We start from the raw sequence: 18,970 nt of genomic DNA, 5'->3' as shown, positions 1-18,970 counted from the left end.
ATCAGTCTACTGCGTCATAGCCGGTAAGCTCCATGTAGCCGATACCACCCGGACCCTCTGATAGCGGCTTGGCATCGACCCGCCCCTCCCAGTAGGGCACTGCAGTTTCCATGAACTGTTCCGGATTCTCGGTCGAAACCGTCCAGCCGAGTTGCTTGCCTGGTAGTTCGAGGCGCCAGTGCAGCGGCAGTACGATGCCATTGCTCAGTGTTGTTGTGCGCAAGGCGGTCAACTGTATGTCGTGGCCATCGAGCTGCTGCACTTCACCGGTGCTTTCGACCAACGAACCACTGAGGTGATCTTTCCCCTGCGTGTTGCGAAGTCGATAGACCATAAGTTTTCGCCCGTCCTCGAGGTGTAGTGCGAACCAGTCCCAGCCGGCCTGATCTGGCGCCAGGAATGCCGAGCTCCACTCGCGGTCGAGCCACGCAAGCCCTTCAAGCTCGAACACCGCGTTCTTGACAGCGACTTCACCCTGAATGGCCAGATTCGGATGACTATAGTAATAGCTGGCCTGTCCATCAGCTGACTTGCGGCTGTAGCCGCTTTGCCCTTGAAGGACTATCGGACCAGTTGCCCGCAATTGAAACTTGAGCTGGGTCTCGCCGACAGTAAAGTGCAGCGAAGCCGGAAACAAGGCCATCGACTGATCGCTTTTGAAAAGCCAGTCATCCAGCCATGCCTCGAATCCTAGAGCCGCGATGTCAGCGGGACTGCTCACGCCAGCCTGACCGATTCCGCCCCGGGCAAAGCGTTGTTCGAATTGATGGCCGGGCAGGGCTGACACATCCAGCGGCGGTGATAGTGCTGCGTGCGCCATCCAGATCACTGGGCTTTCCCAGCTCAGTACCGCGGACTCGTCGCCAAGAGATGTACGAAAAAGCGTCCATTGTAACCCCCAGTCCCTGTGCTGCTTATCTTTCAGGTTGGCGGTGAGATACCACCACTCGATACGGTAGCCGGGATGCGCCGCATGATCCTGCGGAAACTGAAAACTGCGACCGGGCTCAACGCGCCTGAACTCGAAGCGATCATCACGCGCGGCTTGGGAGGGATTGTGATGGAGGATACTCTCGTGCTGCTCTGAACTTCTGGCTCGCGTTGGAGAGGTGCCTGTCAGCGCCATTAGAAGCGCAAGCAGCATAGTGGCGAATCGCAGGCGTATCCGCGGAGTAAGGATTGTGGGACCCTTCATGCATCTGCACCAAGTTCGTTTACAGCGCTTGCAATTTGCCGACTGAGGCGGGCGTGCACGAAGGCCAGCGATACCACGACAAGAGACATCGAAAGTATTCCGAGGTGCAGAAAAGGCGTGATTTCAATATTCAGCGGCATACTCCAACCGAAGGAAACGAGGTTGAGACGGTTGACCAGAGCCCAGGCAAGACCCATGCCCAGCGGGATGCTCACGAGCCAAGTGAGTCCGGTCATCGTAGCCACGGGCGTCATGATGAGCCGCGCAATCTCGAGGTGCGACAGTCCAAGGGCGCGCCATAGCGCGAACTGAGGCAGACGCTGGCTCATGAGCCCAAGCAGGGCCGCCAGCAGCGCCGTGCCGGCGATGAGCAAGGTAAGCACATTCAGCGCTGCCGTGATCAGAAAGGTTCTGTCAAAGATCTTCAGCGACAGTGTTCGCACGTCATCCTGTCGAAACCACTGTGCGGTGGGTATTCCAGCCTGAACGATTGCTGCTGTGGCCTGTTCCAGGCTGTCGGCACGGTCAGGGTTGAGCCAGAGCGATGCGCCGGCCACGGTCACCTGGGGCCAGCTATTGCGCATTGCTGCAGCCGGCAGGAAGAGCGCAAACTGTGAATTGCCGTAGTCATAGAATACCCCTTCGATGCGCATCGGCACCAGCCGCTCCCCGTTATCCACCGCAATCTGATCACCCACATTCAGCTGGCGCAAATAACTTGCCTGCTCGTTAATGAGCACAGGCAAAATCTGCTGCGATGGCTCACCGCTATACGAGCGCCAATTGTCGAGCGTACCTTTGGCCAGCATCAATGTACTGGTATCGGGTGCTGCAGGATCTAAACCACGAACTTGCGTCGGTCGTCCCTGCCAATGTGTTTCGCTCGTGATTCGGTGGTGGACCGAGGCAAGCCAGCCCGATTCCCGGCCCGAGCTGATGACCTCCTGCAGAACAGCATTCATGGCCGGCGTCTGGTCGAGCGTGATGAAGAGGTCCGCCGATAGGCGATTTTCGAGCCAATTTTCAAGCGCAGAGCGGAAACTGCTGATCATGAGCTCGATCCCACCGGCAGCACTGAGCGCCAGCAGTAAGGCCATCATTGCAGGTTGCAAGCTTGGGAGTTGCGCGACGCCTTCGGCAGCGCGCCAGCGTTTCAGTAACCTTTGGTTTTTTTTCTTTCCGTGTTCGACCTGCCGCTGAGATTTCATCGCGAAGGACTGATGCAGTAGAGCTGGCAGCAGGAGGGCTGCGCCAAGCAGGCCGAGCCCTATGGCGAGGAAGCCCTCATTGCTGCTGTCGATACCTGAAAAGAGCATGGCGCCACCAGTGATGCACATAAGGAGGCCGAAAGCGGGGAATCCCCAATAGATACCAGTGCGGGAGTGTGAGGGCTTGTGACGGCCAGCGGACATCTTCAACAGCACAGGTACGGCTACTGCTAGCAGGAGTCCGGATAGGCTCAGCAGCCAGGCGACCGTGACGGTCTCAATGCGAAGCAGCAGCTGTGTGGAAAGGGGCGCACCATACAGACTGTTCAGTGTCGCGGCGAATTCCGGCAGAAGTGCTTGTGCAAGCACATACGCTGATAGCAGGCCAAGGCAAGTGCCGACAAGACTCCATACCAGGGTTTCAGCAAGCACACCGAGCATCAACCAACGGAAGGAGACGCCGAGATCCGTGAGCACGGTAAAAGTCTTCTGACGGTAAACCAGCGCAAAGCGTTGTGCACTGAACACGATGAACGTGCCGACCACGAAAGCCAGGAAGCCCAGTGCGTCGAGATGTTGGTGGAGACTGGCTGATAGCGCCCTCAGGTCAGGTGCGGTGGTATCCCGCTGCAGTCGGAGCCCCTCCGGTAGGGCGGCCGACAGGGCCGCTAACTGGGCCTGGTCGAGCGAGCTGGACGCGAGATAGCCTACCGTATCAGTGCGCTCGTATTGAGGAAACAGGCTGCGGGCTGCAGCAATATCCATAAACGCCGCTTCGCCAGCTGGCGAGGCCGTATCAATGCTCAACGGTGGTAACAGACGCCCATTCCGGAGCCTGAGGCGTGCGCCTGATTCGGTCGCAAGGCGATCGGCCGCTGCCGTCGAGAGCAGCATTGAGTATGGCGGCTGGATCAGCCTGAGCCAACGAGATCCCACACCGAGGTCGGCACGTGCAATCTGTGGTAGTGCGAGTAGATCGCTGGCAAAGATACGCAGCGAGCCGCCGGCTTCAAGAGCGACCTGTTCTTCGATAACAGGGAAGAGACTGTGGAAACCCGCACGACGTAGATCGACGTAAACCGATACCGGTACGCCCAGCTGTCTGCTGCTCACGACGCGCCAGGCTATGCTCGAGCCGGCAACGCGGTTTGCCGACTCATAACTGGCTTTTGCCTCGGCATTGATGAGCTGCACCGCCGCCCAGAGTGCCACACCCGCTACAAGTCCGGTGAGTAGAAAGAGACTTTGCCAGGGATGATAGCGGTAGTGGCTCAGCAAGGTTCTAACGACGGTAAGTCCGGGCTGAACATTTAGCACAAGCGGGTGTCCAGCCTGCCGTTTCGAAGCTTGAGGACAGTCTGGTGGGTATCGGCCAGAGTGGAGCTATGGGTCGCCGTCAACAGGGCAGCGCCTGTACGCGCGGCAAGTTCGAGCAGTAGGCCTGCCACGGCCTTGCTGGTATTTTCGTCGAGGCTTCCGGTCGGCTCGTCCGCCAGTATCAACTGCGGCTTATGATTGAGCGCTCGAGCGATGCCTACACGCTGTTGCTGCCCACCAGAAAGTTGGGCAGGGAATTTCTCAAGTTGATCGCCGAGACCCAGCGTGTGGATGAGGAAGGCCTCGTGATCTGCGTCCACGCAATTGTTCAAAGCCGCCATAAGGCGGATGTTGTCGTGCACCGTCAGGGTCATAATGAGGCGGAACTGTTGAAAGACGAGTCCGACGTGTCGGCGACGGAAGGCAGCTCGCCCGGCATCCGTCATATTTGAAAGCTCCCGTCCCGCGATTGCCACTATGCCGGAATCGGGCTCAAGCAATCCCGCGATGAGTTGGAGCAGCGTGCTCTTGCCACTGCCACTTTCGCCGGTCAGTGCTGTCGAAGCGCCAGCAGTCAAACGAAGGCTGACATTTTCGACCACCTGGACTCTGCCATCCGGCTGCTCAAAGGCTTTGGACAGGCCACTCACGACTAATATCTCTGCGGCCATTGCAGCGCCTCCAAATTTTATTCCAGGAATCGACGGTATAGAGCGAAAGCGGCCTGATGGACTATGCCATGCACTTCGGCAAGCCGCCTCAGATCTTTCATATAGCCACCACCAAGGACGCAGGCGACTGGAATCCGACGTTCGAGACAGGCTTCGATGACGTGGGTGTCCCGCCTGAAAATGCCGCCATCGTCGAGGGCAAGCAAACCGAGTGCATCTTCGCGATGAACATCTACGCCAGCATCGTACAGCACGAGATCTGGCTGATGCCGATCCAGCAGAAGCGGCCAATAGGCATCGAGCAGTTGCAGGTAGGTCTGTGAGCTGCAACCTTTCATGACTTCGATATCGTAGTCGCTGTCGGCCTTGTCGAAGGGGTAGTTGGCCGGGCAATGCACCGACACGGTAAGCGCATCCGCATCTTCCGACAGTATACGAGCGGTGCCATCCCCCTGGTGTACATCGCAATCAATAATCAGCACCCGATCTACATCAGGGCGGCGCAAGGCATAGCGAGCTGTTACAGCGAGGTCATTGAAAATACAGAAGCCTCTAGCTTCCGCGTGATGGGCATGGTGAGTGCCGCCAGCCAGGTGGGCTGCGAGTCCGAATTCCAGAGCAAGGTCGGCGGTGAGCATGGTCCCTCTGACCGCAGTGAAGGTGCGCTGCATGATGGCTGTGGACCAGGGCAGACCCAGTTTACGGCGCGCCGGTGCCGTAAAAGCATCCCGTCGGAACGCATCGATGTAAGCCTCATCATGCGCAAGGGCAACATAGTCCACTGTGCTCTGTTCGGCGTCGGCGAAATGGATCGGATGGTGAGGCGGGTTGTCTGCAAAAAGCCCCAGCCCCAGCAGCCGTTCGTAGAGTAGCGCGAATTTCTGCATGGGGAACCGGTGCTGGTTCGGGAACGGCGGGCTGTAACATGGGTGGTAGACGAGAGGTAGTGGCAATCAGGCCGCCGGTGTTTCGTTAAATTGAATCCCGGCGGTAGAATCGTGCTGCCAGCGCACCGTTGCACTACGAACCCGCTGATCGTCCGTCTGGAACTGAACGACATTCCCCGGGCGCAGCGCAGCGGTGTCGCCGCAATCTATACGGGCACCACGGTCTGAATAATCGAGTATCTTGCACGGCAGGCGCTGTTTCTGTGAGCCGGTTTCGCTGCCAGCGCCGAAGTCGACATGAATGATACTGCCAGTCTTGCCATTGCCGGGGAGGGTGATTCGGGCGGCATCCCGTTCATAGTAGATAGCCATGCCATCTCGTAATGCTTCGCGTAAACAATCGCCATTCTGAAAAGTGCCGCCGGCATGCAGTCGTTGTATGGTGGATTCGTGAATTTTCTCGTTTACAGCAAGCTCGAGCCCGGCATCCATACGCTGCTGATCACCAATGGGGCGATAGTAACGCGAGGTCAGTCGATAGACCCCTTTGTATTCGTCATTGATAACCCATTTCACAGGCGGGCTATCGGGTGCCACGTCGCCGGCCGCCTCGTAAAACTGAAGTCCATGTCGGCGCGCCTGTGCAATCATGAAGGTCAAGGCCTGATCTGAAATATCGGAGTCAGCCGAGCCGCCACCGACGTCACTATGGGCGCCTGGGAACCAAACCTGTAGCACCTGGTCGGCGCCGGCAGCCGGGCCATTCGCTTCTTCGTCTGCTTCTACAGGATCAGCGGGATAAGTCCATAGATTCGGTTGGAACTGTGATCTCGTTTCGTCGATCGCCAAAGCGTGAACAGCATGCTGTATGGTCGATGACAACTGCGTATTGTGGAAGCCCACCCAGTTTCTTGAAAGCGACTGGAACCCTGGTATGGCTACACCAAGCGCGCCTACGGTATCCCAGACACCAAGAAAATGAATAGGCGGACGGCGATGAGCCTCGCGAATCGTTGATCGTAGGCTCTCCACCAGTTCTGCCTGCTTCATGCCAGGCCGGTCCTTGCTGAAGGCCTTGTAGTACGAATAGCACAGCGGAAAGGCTGGCATACTCTCTTTATGTAGCAGGCCCATGAAATGGATGAAGCCCGCCAGCGATCTGACGGTATAGGCGCCTCGGCTGAAGCCGAGCATGAAGATGCGGTCGCCCTCAGCCCAGTTGTTGGTGAGGAAGCGATAGGCGTCCATGATGTTGTCGGAAATACCAAGCCCGAAAGCCCCGCCCATATACTTGTCCCAAGGGCCACCGGTGCCGATGCCAGTGTCGTAATAGACAACCTGATGCTGTTCGTTGTCCCTCGGTTTCAGCAGCCGCAGGAAGCGGAGCACATTGGTAGGATGTACAAGCCCGTGTTCGTCTTCTGGCTTATTCCATGTGCCATCACAAAAAAGCACGATCGACTTGTTCATGAGCTTAGGACTCCGTTATTGTTTTAGAAACAGTCATCCTGAGTATAGTCTTCCACGCAAGTTGCAGTGTGGGAAAATTGATGGTTTAAAGTGATAATTTTCCATAAGGGGCACTCATGTCTAGCAAGAAAATCAACATAGTAGACGTTGATTATGATAATCCACTGCAGGCTGAACATCTTACAGCCTTACTCGATGACTATGCGCGGGATCCGATGGGTGGTGGGGTAGGTCTGCCTGAGGGCGTCAAGCAGCGTCTGCCGTCTGCATTGGCGGACACGCCCGGGGCTTTCAGCATACTGGCCTATGTTGATGACGAGCCAGCAGGGCTCACCAATTGTTTTCCGGGCTTTTCTACCTTCAAGTGCAAGCCAATCGTCAATATCCACGACATTACAGTCAAGGCGGCTTACCGTGGGCTTGGCCTGAGCCAGATGATGCTGAACCGGGTCAAGGCTCTGGCTGAGTCACGCGGCTGCTGCAAGCTTACGCTGGAAGTGCTCTCTGGCAATGAGGTCGCTGCGCAGGCATACAGGAAGTTTGGCTTCGCTGCCTATGAGCTTGACCCACGGCAGGGGCAGGCACAATTCTGGGAGATGGGTCTGGCCTAGCCGGGGATAATCATCCGTTGAGCCTTAGCGGCGGATACTCTGATAAATGCGCCGCGCAAGGTCTCGAGCTGCGAGTCTGATGAAACGATGTTTGGCCGCGGTGCAGCTCGAGCTGATAGGGTGGGTATGCGTCGCCAGGTGGGCCTTGTAACTGGCCTCGGCCAGCCGGCCCGACCCGGCGAGAAAACTGTACTGGCGGAGTCCAGCTTCGCAGGCGGCCTCAATGGCATAGCCAAGATGCAGGGTGCCGAGAGACAGTTTCTTGTCGAAGTCCTCTGCGAAACCCATCTGCATGTTGTATCGGGTATCACCCACGACGACATCGTAGAGCAGGGAAATCGTCCGTTCTTGATGCGTCATTACTGAAACAACGGGCTTGATGGCAACTGCAGGGATATCAGCACAAAAGCCATTCCAGCGCTGACAGAGATCAATGAAACGGGACTGAAAGCTCAGGCCATCCTGACCAAGAAAAGGTTTGTTCCATCGAAGCTGGTGGAAGCGGTCGAACTCAGGCTGGAACGCCAGGAACCCGCTTGAAGCTGCCCCATCGCCTTCGCTGCCGACGAGTTCACGCTCGTGCACGCTTGTGCCGGGGTAGTGCTGCTGCAGATAGCTTCTTCGATTGAAGAGTTTGAGGCGGCTGTTTTTGCCGAGACCACTCACGTATGCCATAAAGCCACCCTGGCAGTCCACTTCGTAGACTGTGTCTTCTGTCATAGTGAGGTGGCCCAGAATCATCGCGCCCCCAGATACTGGCAGTCCTTTGAGTATCTTTCCGATACTGGCATGCCGAGGCACATCCGCAGCGAAAAAATCAGCGCCGGCCATGAGTCCACCGAGATACGTGCGTAAGCGTGCCACCACGGTAGCTTCATAGTCGGGGTCGATCAGGGCATCGAGCAGTTCGCTACGGAAAGTGGCGCGGGGCAGGGCGCCAAGGAAGGCATAAACCTTGTCTCGAGGGCTGAAACAGACTGGCAGCAAGCCGACTAGCCGTTCGGTGTCATCATCGAGATAGGTAGCGACGAGGTGAAGCTGTAGATCGAGCTTCTGAGACCAGACCTGCCACCAGGCCCTCTGCCAGGGCCAGCTATTGAACAACGCGTCGCATGAGCTGCGATGAAGGAGATTTGCCCAATCTGCTGCCAGTTGATCGAAATCGACTTCAGTGGTGATGACCTTCAGCATCAGAGCTTGCTGGGCGGGCTCACTGATGCTTTTCAGGCGCGGCACCGGTGTGGAGTCGCCGGTGCCGCTCATCCGTGTTTCAGGCTTCGTGCTTGTTGACAATTTTCCGGATCGTGTACGGCTTGTTGTTCTTGGCATGCGTGAAGATGATGGTTTCACCTACCAGGCCAATCGCACCAAGCTGTACCCCGAGCACCAGCAGGAGGCTGAAGAGCACCAGCAGCGGACGATCTGCCGCTGCAACATCGAAAAATATCCGTTCTATCGCCAGCCAGCCCAAGCCGATGAGGGCGACGATAAGACAGGCTGCCCCTCCCGCCCCGAAGAAGCGCAGTGGTTTCTGATTGAATTTCGTCAGGAAGACGATGGTCAACAGATCGAACAGTCGGCCAAGATAGGTGGAAGCAGAATAAACCCGCTTCCGCGAGTCCTGCGGCGATTGCTGAATGTCGATTTCCTTAACTCGAAAGCCCTGCTGTTCCGCCAGCAGTGGAAGGAAACGATGCAGGTCACCGTAGAGCCGAAGTTCGCGCAGAATGTTCTTCCGGAACAGCCTGATGCCGCAACCCATGTCCTTGAAGCCAGAGCCGGACGAGTTGATCAGTATTCTGCTGAACCAGCGAGCCATGGTCTGGTTGAACTTGGCATCGGTACGCGGGCTCCGGTTGACGACTACCATTTCAAGATCGTCAGTCAGGGCATCGAACAGCTGCGTGATAGCTGCTGGCGCGATCTGCTCATATGGGGGCAGTGTGATGATGAGGTCACCGCTGGCCATTTCTCCGCCGACCTGCAGTATCGTCGCCTCACCAAATCCTCTGGACATGGTGATGGTCTTGCCGTTGATGCCAGACATGCACAGGTTTTCAAGCTGCGGACCGTATTGGGCGTACTCAGGACTCAGCAGGAAGATGAATTCATGGCTGCGACCGAGGCTGGCGAGCGCCTCGTCGTATTGCCTGATAAGAAGATCCAGGTTTTCCGCTCGCTCCGTGATGGGAACCAGTGCCGTGATATCGACCTGGGGCCTCTGGTCTGGTGTGTGACTCATGTCTTGTCTTACCTGTATCTAGATAGAGGCGGATCGATGATCAGCCCGGGAATTGTTTGGTTCTGTGCGCAGTTCTGCTGATCTTGCTGTTTCATCAACTTCGGTTTTTCCCGAATACAGGTCCAGCCTCGCCGTCAACGGCGCGACTTCGCCGAGGTCGAGCGGACTCTTGTTGTAGATCAGTTCGCTAATGAAGCCGAGGGAAACCAGAAACAGTGTCAGGTTGAGGAATAGAACAGCATGTGTTGCGCTAACCACGATGGGTTCACCGGCGGTGAAGCCGCTGACCACGAACGCAAGGCTCACCAGCGTCAGCAATAGCGGGATAAGCGCCAGGCGCAGGAACCATCGTACTGGATGCGTGATGAGCGAAAGTATCGTCTTCATGGTCAACAGGTCGAACAACACCTTGTAGATCCGGGACAAACCATATTTGGACTCACCAAACTGCCTCGCATGGTGTTTTACCTTAACCTCGGCAACACGAGCGCCGCCTAGCGAAAGGAGGGCAGGGATGAAACGATGCATCTCGTTATAGAACGGCATCTTCTGCATGACTTCGGCACGATAGACCTTGAGAGAACAGCCATTGTCCTTGATGGGCACTCCGGTGACCTTGCCGATAAGCCGGTTGGCGATCATGGACGGTATCTTGCGGGTGACCAGCTTATCCTGTCGGTTATGGCGCCAGCCAACCACGATGTCATAGCGATTGCCCTCGCCATCGCCAGCACGAAGCTTTTCTACCATGAACGGAATATCAGATGGATCGTTCTGCAGATCGCCGTCCATAGTCACTATGAGCTCACCGACGGCATTGTCGATACCAGCAGCCATTGCTGGCGTCTGGCCATAGTTGCGACGGAAGGTGATGACTCTGAGATAAGGTGTTGTGGCGGCAATTTCACTGGCAACCTGAAATGTCCGGTCACGGCTGCCATCATCGACGAAAATGATCTCGTACCGACCCTTGAACGGCTGCAGGGCTTCGTCGATCCGTTCGAACATCAGCCGGACATTGTCTTCCTCATTATATAGAGGTACGACGACGGAAAGTTCAATTGCCATAGGGTTCATCAATCCTTTACATGATCAGGCATCAGCGAGCGACTGCTCGACTGCCCCTATCAAGCGTAGCCGAGTTTAAGCAGGCTGTGCATCCGTGGAAACGCGAGTCCAGCAACGCTAGGACAGGGCTGAACGACAGGCACTCAAACAGGTCGACGACTCGAAACGGCGCTAGTGTACACGGGTTTTTGTATTGAAAAGTCTCCCAATTGTAAAACTTTGTCAAAACGCAACGAAACAGACCAATTTTTAGTCGAGAGTACTGTTCTTTAAACGGGTATCAAGTTAGCGTATGCCACCTTCGCTGAGGCATGTCACGGACGGCACATCTCGCTGTTGATATAGTGGTCGTGATATGAGCGGTAAAAGAGCACAAGAGTCGTTGGCAGTAGCTTCAACGATGCTGGTTTAAGGATGGATTCGGAAATGAATGAGCAAGTGACGACAACAGACGGTAACCCTGGTGTTACTGCGGGGCAAGCGACTTTACCGCCTCTCTGTGTCGATCTCGATGGTACGCTTATCAAAAGTGATCTACTGATCGAGTCCTTTCTGCGCTTTGTGAAGCTCAACCCGCTGCATATCTTCTGGGTGTTGGTCTGGCTTTATCGTGGCAAGGCCCACCTTAAATACAAACTGGCCGCACAGAACTGGCTTTCGCCAGAGCTCATCCCCTATAACCAGGAAATTGTGGTCTTCCTCCGTGCCCAGAAGAAGGCCTGTCCCGAGCGAGCCATCATCCTCTGTACCGCCAGCAACGAACGCTTGGCGCGCCAGGTCGCTGAGTATGTAGGTGTGTTCGACGAAGTCATCGCGTCTAACGAGCGTGACAATATCATGGGGCTCGCCAAGGCGAAAATTCTCACTGATCGCTTTGGCCACGGTGGCTTCGACTATATCGGGAACGACTGGAACGACTGGAAGGTCTGGGCAAACGCTCGCCAGGTGCTGGTCGCTACCCAATCGGACCGTTTTCTACGCCAAACCCAGCAACGTTTTACTGTTGACAGGATCTTCCGTGACGAGGCGCCGTCGCCGCGCGAATACCTGAAGGCGCTGCGCGTTCATCAATGGACCAAGAACGCGTTGCTATTCATACCGTTTCTGCTCGAGCAGCGTTTCGATGACATTGGCGGCTGGATCACGCTGATATTCTGCTTCATATCATTTTCTCTACTGGCCTCAGCCACCTATATATGGAACGACCTGCTCGATCTCGACAGTGATCGTGTCAACAGCATCAAGAAGAAGCGGGCGTTTGCAAGCGGTCGGATTCAGCTGCTGACCGGAATCAAGATGATGGTTGGTCTGGTGGGTATCAGCTCCTTCATCTTTCTGTTTCTTCCGCCGGCTTTCGCTGGCGTGGCGCTGCTCTATACCATCATCACCCTGGCGTATTCGTTCAAGCTCAAGAAGGTGCCTATTCTCGATGTCTGTCTGCTGGCGTCACTCTACACCTTGCGAATCATCGCCGGAATGCTCGCCGTTGATGCGGCCTGGTCATTCTGGCTGCTGGCCTTTTCGATGTTCTTCTTCCTCAGCCTGGCCCTGGCGAAACGGGTGTCCGAGCTGAAAAATCTCGAGAAGCGCGAACTGAATCAGGCCAGCGGCCGTGGCTATGTCACCAGCGATCTCGTTCTGCTGCAGATGATGGGCGTAGTGTCCGGTTTCATTTCAGTGCTTGTGGTGGCGCTGTATATCAATAGTGACAAGGTCGCCTCCATGTATGCTGTGAAAGAGCTGCTGTGGTTGCTGTGCCCGGTACTGTTGTTCTGGGTGGGTCGTATCTGGATGGTCACGTCCAGAGGCAAGATGCATGAAGATCCAATCGTGTTCGCGATCCGCGATCGCGTGAGTCTGCAGACAATCATGATCTGTGGTGTCATCGTGGCAGCTGCAATGTCGGCCAACTTTCTGTGAGTAACGCCTATCGAAGCTGGGGCGTAGATCCGCAGACGCCCCAGAAGGCCATCCGATGGGGCTGGCGCGATGCCCCGGCTGAGCAGATGGCTGGCCAGCAGAGTGTGCTGCCCTTCGGTAATGGCCGCAGTTACGGAGACTCCTGCCTGAATACCGCAGGGGCCTTGCTGGATACCCGGGGGCTCGACCGTTTTGTTGCACTTGACGCTGCAACGGGGGTGCTTACAGCGGAAGCGGGGGTCAGCTTTCAGCACATTTTGCAACACGTTGTGCCCAAAGGATGGTTCCTCCCCGTCACACCAGGCACTCAGTTTCTGACACTTGGTGGCGCCATCGGCAATGATGTGCACGGCAAGAACCATCACGTCGCAGGCGCCTTCGGCCGTCATGTCAGGCAGTTCGAACTGCTGCGCTCAGACGGAACGAGACTGATATGTTCGCCCGAAAAGAACAGCGAGCTGTTTGCTGCGACCATCGGCGGACTCGGTCTGACTGGCCTCATACTGAGCGCTGAAATTCAGCTGATCAGTATCGACTCACCGTTCATGGATGTCGAAACCGTTCCTTTCAGTGGGTTGGAGGCTTTCAGGGCAATTTCGGCAGATTCGGCGGACTTCGACTATACCGTCGCCTGGCTGGACTGCGTGGCTAGTGGGAGAAACTTTGCGCGGGGCCTTTTCTATCGGGCCCGTCATTCTGCGGCATTGAGCAGCGACGAACTGACCCGTGAAAAACAGCCGGTAGAAGGCCGCCTGTCGATACCGTTCAATTTTCCGTCAATAGCGCTGAATGGCTTGAGCATCAAGCTCTTCAATGAACTGTACTACCGCAGCAACAGCAAAAAGGCTGCGCGGGGCGGAATGAGCAGAGATCATTATCAGCCATATTTTTATCCGCTCGATAGCATCGCCAATTGGAATCGCATCTACGGTAGCAAAGGGTTTTATCAGTGTCAGTTCGTAGTGCCAACCGACTCAGGAGCCCTGGAGACGATTCTGCGTAGCATTGTCGAGTCCGGCATGGGGTCTTTTCTGGCCGTTCTGAAGGAGTTCGGCGAGCTTGCTTCACCTGGTCTGCTGTCCTTTCCCCGGCCAGGCCTGTGTCTGGCGCTGGACTTTTCAAATCGCGGGCTGAAATCGCGGATCCTGATCGAGCGCATCGAGCAGCAGGTTGTTGCTGCCGGTGGGGCGGTCTATCCCGCAAAAGATCGACTGATGAGCGCATCGGCGTTCAGAAGCTTTTTTCCAGCGCATGAGGCATTCAGTCGCTGGATCGACCCTGCGTTCAGTTCCGACTTCTGGCGCAGGGTCAGCATGGAGACACACTTTGAGTGAACATGGAATGACAAGGGAAATGAGCGACAGTGAAGGAAGGCCTCTCAGGCCGATAGTGGTCTTCGGGGCAACCTCAGACGTGGCGATAGCGCTTTCGCGGCGCTATGCCGAGGAAGGTGCGTCTTTAATTCTGATTGGCCGTAACGAGTCCAGGCTCATGGCCGTGGCCGACGATCTTCGCGTGCGGGGTGCTGTATCGGTGCGTACCTTGTTGCAGGATTCCCTGACATACGAGGATCACCCAGCGCTGATAGAATCGCTGTTTTCCGATCACAGACCTGCAAGGTTTTATTTCTTTCAGGGTAGTCTGCCTGACCAGAAAGCCTGCGAAGCGAGCTTCGAACTGACGAGGGAAGCGGTCGAGGTCAACTTTCTTTCGATCGTTTCATACCTCACCTGGCTGGCGACAGCTCTCGAGCGCTATCCACTGGAAAATACGACCGGCGGCGCCACCATCATCGTGGTGAGTTCGGTGGCTGGGGATCGTGGACGTGGCAGTAACTACGTCTATGGCGCTAGCAAGGGTGCATTGACTGTTTTTCTGCAAGGTCTTCGAAACAGGCTATACAAGGTCAATCATGGTGTCCTGACCGTCAAACCCGGTTTCATAGATACCAAGATGACAGCAGACATCGACAAGGGTGGTCCTTTATGGGCAAAGCCGCAGAAAGTTGCAGATGATATCCGTAGAGCTGCGGACGGCGGTCGAATGGTGCTCTACACGCCATGGTTTTGGCAGTTCATCATGCTGATCATCAAATCGATACCCGAAACTATCTTCAAGCGTCTAAGCCTGTAAGGGCTCAGACGAAGTCGCCACACAACGATTATTTGTAACTCAGGCTCAGGCAGTATATGGCAAAGTACATTCCACTCATTCTCTTTACAGTGCTTACGAATTTCGCTTCGCAGATTCTGCTAAAGAAGGGCATGACCTCGCTCCCAGCCTTTGATATTTCGGCCGCAGGTATAAAGGGTGCTGCGTTCGACATCATCTTTAATTTCTATGTCATTACCGGGCTCTTCGTGATGGTAGTCAGCATGGCTTCGCACTTGGTCGTGTTGTCAAAAGTCGATATCAGTTATGCCTACCCGTTTCTTGGACTGTCGTTCGTGCTGGTGACGGCCTGGGGTTATTTCGTCTTGGCCGAAGGCGTCAACATGTGGCGTATCGTCGGCGTGCTTTTCATCTGTCTCGGCGTGTCGCTCGTCGCAAAGAGTTAATTCTTTCTAAAACTTACTGATTTACTACAGGGACTGCCTATGAAACATATCATTTTTGGTGGAGATGGATTTCTCGGTACCGAGCTGACCAGGAAGCTGACGGCTAAAGGCGAGAAGGTGGAAATCTTCGATCTGAAACAGACGAAGAGCTCCGGCATTTACGATAACACCGCGCTGGTCACCTACACCCGCTTTGATGTAACCGATCCCAAACAGTTCGATCTCGTTAAGGCAGAGGCGGGCGATGTCATTTATCACTTCGCAGCGAAGCTGTTGGTACCTATCGTGCCGAGAGCTGAGCGCAAGGAATACTTCTGGACATCGCTCTACGTCGGCACCGAAAACGTTCTTGAATGGATGCAGAGGACCGGCCTGCGCAACCTGATCTACTACACCACGGATATGGTGTACGGTCACACCCGCTTCCATCCGCGATTCGAAGATCACCCACGTGAGCCGCTCGGACCTTACGGTGAAGCCAAATACCAGACTGAGCTGCTGTGCGAGCGGTATCGCGAAAAAGGCTTCAACATCACCATTTTCCGCCCTCGACTCATTATCGGGCCTGGAAGGCTGGGTATTCTGGAAAAGCTGTTCAAGCTTGTCGATGCCAACTTGCCGGTTCCCACGATCGGGAACGGACGCAACTACTACCAGTTCATCTCGGTAAGCGACTGTGCCGAGGCTGTGATTTGCGCCGTCAAAGCAGGCTTCCCGAACGAGGCCTATAACCTCGGCTCGCTCAATCCGCCTACGGTGAATGAACTGCTGAAGCGATTGATTAAAGAAGCAGGCAGTAAGTCATTTCTTGTACCAACTCCGGCCGGGCTGGTAAAGATGACGCTGGCAGCCTTGGATCGTATGGGTAAGCCGATTATGGATCCTGAGCAGTATGAAATCGCTGATGAAACCTGCGTGCTCGATGTTTCGAAAGGCGAGCGTGATCTTGGCTGGGTGCCAAAGGATGATGACGTCAGTATGCTGATTGCGGCCTATCGTGACTACAGGAAGAATCGCAAGGCCTGATTTGGGCCTCATGCTAATCTGGAGTATAGCGTCTTGACAGCACAGGTAGCACACCACACCAACCTGGATGACCGTATCAGTATCTGGGACGGCTGGCGCGGGATGGCGATCCTGTTAGTACTGATCGATCATTTCGCCAACATTCCTTTCCTCAAGGAAGGCCGGATGGGCGTAGACGTGTTCTTCGTGCTGTCTGGCATGCTAATGAGCAAGATCCTGTTCGAAAAGAGGACGTCGTTGTCGACGTTCTATATTCGCAGGTTCAGTCGCATCATTCCGCTGTACTGGCTCTTTCTGCTGGTTCTGTTTTCTGGAGCTGCAATTGCGGGTTTGCCGTTTACGTTTGGGGAGGTCGTTGCGAATGTCTTCTTCCTGCGCACCTATCTTCCCGGCGAGCCGCACATCTGGAGCTCGTCGCTGCCCGCAGAGCACCTGTGGTCACTGAACGTCGAGGAGCATGCTTATGTGCTCATGAGCCTGGTGACGCTCATGCTCACCGGTTTGCTGAAGCCGGCACTAGCCCTGCTTGGGTTGGCGGGACTATCTCTGCTGGCCGTACTGGGCTTCTATTTCGGTACTGATTACCCGAAGGAAATTTACTTCATCAGGACTGAAACAGCTGTCTGCTTCGTTTTCATTTCAGCCGCCTACAATCTTTTGAAGGCTCACTACGGCATACGGGTCAACCCGATGGTGCCGGTAGTGACACTGTTACTCGCGTTCGCCTGCTACAGCATGGAAATACCAAAGCTTTTCAGGCTTGTGCTTGCACCTTTCTTGCTGGCCTTCACCATCAATCACCTGCAGGAAATCACGCCGATCGCCCGCCGTCTCCTCACATTCGGCTGGTTGCGATATCTTGGCCTCTGGTCGTTCTCCATATATATATGGCAGCAGCCGTTCTATATCTACAGAGATTCAATTCCGCTGCCTGATCCGCTGATTGCCTTGCTTACGATAGCCGTCGGCATGGCTTCGTACTACTGGTATGAACAGCCAGTAAGGAGCTGGATCAATGCCCACTATGCCCGTAAGCAGTCGGCCTTGCCCAAAGACGAATATTTTCGAAAGACAGCGAGTGACCGGACACCCGAGCTGAAGCCATGAATGTAGTCAATGATCGTCTTATCACCAGTTGGGTCTTCAGTACGCTGGTTCTACTCGCAATATTTGCAGTGGTATCCGCAGTATTCTTTCCTGTCGACAGCCTATGGGTAGATGAAACGAGCAGCCTGTTTTTTGCCTCGCAGCCTTGGCCAGCATTCTGGTCGACGCTCTGGCACAGCGAAGCCAACATGTCGCTGTATTACCTGTTCCTCAAATTTTATCTTTACCTCGATCTGCATTCTGAGTTCATGCTTCGTTTGCCATCGGCGGTATTTGCGCTAATCGGTCTCATGTGGATCTACCGATTCGTCAGGCAGGAGCGAGGGGCTGGACAGGCGCTGGCGGTTGCAGCGCTGATTATCGTGAACCCGATGTTTATCAAGTATGCCTGGGAAGCGCGTTCGTACAGCATGGTCTTCATGTTTACGGCTTTCGCAATACCGCTGTTCTGGCACGCTGTGCGAACCGGATCGATGCGGTATTTCGTTGGCTTTGGCGTGCTCGCCGGACTGTCACTTTACGCCCACATTTTTCTGTTACTGCTATATGGGTCGCTTGGCCTCTATTTGCTGCTGAGTCTTGCAGAGGCAGAAAACCGCATGAAGCGTTGCAGAGGCGCATTGCTCGCCTATCTGCTTATGGGGCTTATTGCTACACCCATACTGGCTTTCTTCGTGTTTCAGGGGAACAGCGCGCCCAACGTGAATTGGATCGAGCCTACTGGTCTCTCAGTAGCTGTCGAGTTCTACGTTGACCAGATTGTGGGCCGTTTCACCTATGACTGGTATTTGAGAACGGCAGCCTTGGCCATTCTGTTTCTGCTGGGCGCCTGCGCAGCCTACGCAGTCTTCCTGTTCTGGGGCTACAGTGGCCCGAATGCGCGAACCAATCATCCTGGTTTGCGGCTTGCCCACTACCGTCTCATGTACTGTTTCTGTGCTGGTGGCCCAGTTGTCATTCTGGCAATAGCGGCCAAGATCAAGCCGCTCTTTGTCGACCGTTATCTCATCTTTACGCTGGTTGCATTTGCCCCACTGGTAATTAGTTTATTAAGCATGTTGCCGCGCAAGCTAGGACAGAGTATCTACGCGATACTGTTTGGGCTTGGGCTCTACGGCTTGTACAATCAGGCAGAGCGGCCTCAGTTTGAGTTCCGCGACCTTTACACCAAGCTGGCAGAACACTGTGCGCCAGGTGATTCCGTACTGTTTCCAAACCCCAGCGTGTACACCACCTTCGTATACTATCAAACCAGAATTGAAGGCCTCGCTGACTGCAAGCTCAAGCAGCAGCCGACGATATTGACGGTTGATAATTTCTACCGTCGCGTACTTATAGAGGAAGTGCAGTGGCCGAGCGCAGAGTCCGATAAAAATTTGTGGGTGGTGTATTCTTCAGTAGGCAGTCCGCTGCATTCGATCACGGGCCTGCTTCACGAGAAGGTCCGCGTCGAGCATGGTGTTACCTTGATACACGACACGAGCTATCCACTTCGCACTAACCTGCTGGGCCTACATGCTCGGCCTGCAGCTGAGCTCGAGTCGGCTCAGTAGCCTCGGAAGGTTTCGTTGCCCCACGGGTCTACCTCGCTACTGAACCCTGGGTGCGACCCGCTTCAAGCGCCTCTTTGCCCGTTAAGAGGGCAGAGTTGCCGATACTGAATCGGAGTGGGATCTAAGCTGAACCGGTT

Annotated in this window: 16 protein-coding genes; 8 read left to right on the top strand and 8 right to left on the bottom strand. The window is 55.3% G+C overall.

The genetic code is table 11. From position 1 onward, the window contains the following. Window position 1: 1 nt before the first annotated feature. From ACH3PB_RS09005 to ACH3PB_RS08985, 5 genes are all read right to left on the bottom strand, one after another. A complete protein-coding gene (locus tag ACH3PB_RS09005; RefSeq protein ID WP_416399127.1) occupies window positions 2–1,195 on the bottom strand; it encodes a lipocalin-like domain-containing protein in 1,194 nt (397 codons plus the stop codon). Beyond that, entirely contained in the window at window positions 1,192–3,720 is a 2,529-nt protein-coding gene (locus ACH3PB_RS09000) for an FtsX-like permease family protein (protein ID WP_416399126.1), read from the bottom strand. The genes ACH3PB_RS09005 and ACH3PB_RS09000 overlap by 4 nt, the downstream gene beginning before the upstream one ends. Further along, window positions 3,714–4,391 (bottom strand): ABC transporter ATP-binding protein, encoded by a 678-nt coding sequence (locus tag ACH3PB_RS08995; RefSeq protein WP_416399125.1) that lies wholly within the window; start codon window positions 4,389–4,391, stop codon window positions 3,714–3,716. Before ACH3PB_RS08995 ends, ACH3PB_RS09000 begins: the two co-directional genes overlap by 7 nt. A 17-nt stretch (window positions 4,392–4,408) precedes the next feature. Further along, window positions 4,409–5,278, bottom strand: a complete 870-nt coding sequence (locus tag ACH3PB_RS08990; RefSeq protein ID WP_416399124.1) for a histone deacetylase — start codon at window positions 5,276–5,278, stop codon at window positions 4,409–4,411. 66 nt (window positions 5,279–5,344) lie between these two features. Then, window positions 5,345–6,748: a DUF2235 domain-containing protein gene (locus ACH3PB_RS08985; RefSeq protein ID WP_416399123.1), complete on the bottom strand. Its 1,404-nt coding sequence runs from the start codon at window positions 6,746–6,748 to the stop codon at window positions 5,345–5,347. 116 nt (window positions 6,749–6,864) lie between these two features. Between ACH3PB_RS08985 and ACH3PB_RS08980 the strand changes: the two genes are divergently transcribed. Then, on the top strand, window positions 6,865–7,359 hold the full coding sequence (locus ACH3PB_RS08980; RefSeq protein ID WP_416399122.1) for a GNAT family N-acetyltransferase: 495 nt from the start codon (window positions 6,865–6,867) through the stop codon (window positions 7,357–7,359). A 24-nt stretch (window positions 7,360–7,383) separates the two neighbouring features. On the opposite strand, the gene ACH3PB_RS08975 is transcribed toward ACH3PB_RS08980, so the two are convergent. The 3 genes from ACH3PB_RS08975 to ACH3PB_RS08965 are packed head-to-tail and all read right to left on the bottom strand — an operon-like array spanning window position 7,384 to window position 10,669. After that, a complete protein-coding gene (locus ACH3PB_RS08975; protein WP_416399121.1) occupies window positions 7,384–8,652 on the bottom strand; it encodes a GNAT family N-acetyltransferase in 1,269 nt (422 codons plus the stop codon). Next, a complete protein-coding gene (locus ACH3PB_RS08970; RefSeq protein ID WP_416399120.1) occupies window positions 8,630–9,601 on the bottom strand; it encodes a hypothetical protein in 972 nt (323 codons plus the stop codon). The genes ACH3PB_RS08975 and ACH3PB_RS08970 overlap by 23 nt, the downstream gene beginning before the upstream one ends. 18 nt (window positions 9,602–9,619) lie before the next feature. Next, window positions 9,620–10,669: a glycosyltransferase family 2 protein gene (locus ACH3PB_RS08965; protein ID WP_416399119.1), complete on the bottom strand. Its 1,050-nt coding sequence runs from the start codon at window positions 10,667–10,669 to the stop codon at window positions 9,620–9,622. A 426-nt stretch (window positions 10,670–11,095) separates the two neighbouring features. Between ACH3PB_RS08965 and ACH3PB_RS08960 the strand changes: the two genes are divergently transcribed. From ACH3PB_RS08960 to ACH3PB_RS08930, 7 genes are read left to right on the top strand one after another with little or no spacing between them, the layout of a single operon-like run. Next, a complete protein-coding gene (locus ACH3PB_RS08960) occupies window positions 11,096–12,589 on the top strand; it encodes a UbiA family prenyltransferase (RefSeq protein WP_416399118.1) in 1,494 nt (497 codons plus the stop codon). Further along, a complete protein-coding gene (locus ACH3PB_RS08955) occupies window positions 12,586–13,923 on the top strand; it encodes an FAD-binding oxidoreductase (protein WP_416399117.1) in 1,338 nt (445 codons plus the stop codon). The genes ACH3PB_RS08960 and ACH3PB_RS08955 overlap by 4 nt, the downstream gene beginning before the upstream one ends. A 19-nt stretch (window positions 13,924–13,942) precedes the next feature. Continuing rightward, window positions 13,943–14,722 carry an SDR family oxidoreductase gene (locus ACH3PB_RS08950; RefSeq protein WP_416399116.1) on the top strand — a complete coding sequence of 260 codons (780 nt, stop codon included), beginning with the start codon at window positions 13,943–13,945 and terminating at the stop codon, window positions 14,720–14,722. Between the two features lie 56 nt (window positions 14,723–14,778). After that, on the top strand, window positions 14,779–15,147 hold the full coding sequence (locus ACH3PB_RS08945; protein WP_416399115.1) for a hypothetical protein: 369 nt from the start codon (window positions 14,779–14,781) through the stop codon (window positions 15,145–15,147). 39 nt (window positions 15,148–15,186) lie between these two features. Next, window positions 15,187–16,173, top strand: coding sequence for an NAD-dependent epimerase/dehydratase family protein (locus ACH3PB_RS08940; RefSeq protein WP_416399114.1), 987 nt, complete (start codon window positions 15,187–15,189; stop codon window positions 16,171–16,173). Between the two features lie 33 nt (window positions 16,174–16,206). Then, complete coding sequence (locus tag ACH3PB_RS08935; protein ID WP_416399113.1) at window positions 16,207–17,280, top strand: acyltransferase family protein; 1,074 nt, start codon at window positions 16,207–16,209, stop codon at window positions 17,278–17,280. Then, window positions 17,277–18,833 (top strand): glycosyltransferase family 39 protein, encoded by a 1,557-nt coding sequence (locus tag ACH3PB_RS08930; protein ID WP_416399112.1) that lies wholly within the window; start codon window positions 17,277–17,279, stop codon window positions 18,831–18,833. Before ACH3PB_RS08935 ends, ACH3PB_RS08930 begins: the two co-directional genes overlap by 4 nt. The last annotated feature ends 137 nt before the right edge of the window (window positions 18,834–18,970 follow it).

The sequence above is a fragment of the Allohahella sp. A8 genome (assembly GCF_047946665.1).
Classification (GTDB): Bacteria; Pseudomonadota; Gammaproteobacteria; order Pseudomonadales; family Oleiphilaceae; genus Allohahella.
This window is presented reverse-complemented; position numbering and strand designations above follow the sequence as displayed.

Excerpts from the sequence above, each read along its gene's own strand:
- ACH3PB_RS09005 (WP_416399127.1), bottom strand. The coding sequence starts at position 1,195 with ATGAAGGGTCCCACAATCCTTACTCCGCGGATACGCCTGCGATTCGCC.
- ACH3PB_RS08995 (WP_416399125.1), bottom strand. The coding sequence starts at position 4,391 with ATGGCCGCAGAGATATTAGTCGTGAGTGGCCTGTCCAAAGCCTTTGAG.
- ACH3PB_RS08990 (WP_416399124.1), bottom strand. The coding sequence starts at position 5,278 with ATGCAGAAATTCGCGCTACTCTACGAACGGCTGCTGGGGCTGGGGCTT.
- ACH3PB_RS08985 (WP_416399123.1), bottom strand. The coding sequence starts at position 6,748 with ATGAACAAGTCGATCGTGCTTTTTTGTGATGGCACATGGAATAAGCCA.
- ACH3PB_RS08980 (WP_416399122.1), top strand. The coding sequence starts at position 6,865 with ATGTCTAGCAAGAAAATCAACATAGTAGACGTTGATTATGATAATCCA.
- ACH3PB_RS08970 (WP_416399120.1), bottom strand. The coding sequence starts at position 9,601 with ATGAGTCACACACCAGACCAGAGGCCCCAGGTCGATATCACGGCACTG.
- ACH3PB_RS08965 (WP_416399119.1), bottom strand. The coding sequence starts at position 10,669 with ATGGCAATTGAACTTTCCGTCGTCGTACCTCTATATAATGAGGAAGAC.
- ACH3PB_RS08960 (WP_416399118.1), top strand. The coding sequence starts at position 11,096 with ATGAATGAGCAAGTGACGACAACAGACGGTAACCCTGGTGTTACTGCG.
- ACH3PB_RS08950 (WP_416399116.1), top strand. The coding sequence starts at position 13,943 with ATGAGCGACAGTGAAGGAAGGCCTCTCAGGCCGATAGTGGTCTTCGGG.
- ACH3PB_RS08945 (WP_416399115.1), top strand. The coding sequence starts at position 14,779 with ATGGCAAAGTACATTCCACTCATTCTCTTTACAGTGCTTACGAATTTC.
- ACH3PB_RS08940 (WP_416399114.1), top strand. The coding sequence starts at position 15,187 with ATGAAACATATCATTTTTGGTGGAGATGGATTTCTCGGTACCGAGCTG.
- ACH3PB_RS08930 (WP_416399112.1), top strand. The coding sequence starts at position 17,277 with ATGAATGTAGTCAATGATCGTCTTATCACCAGTTGGGTCTTCAGTACG.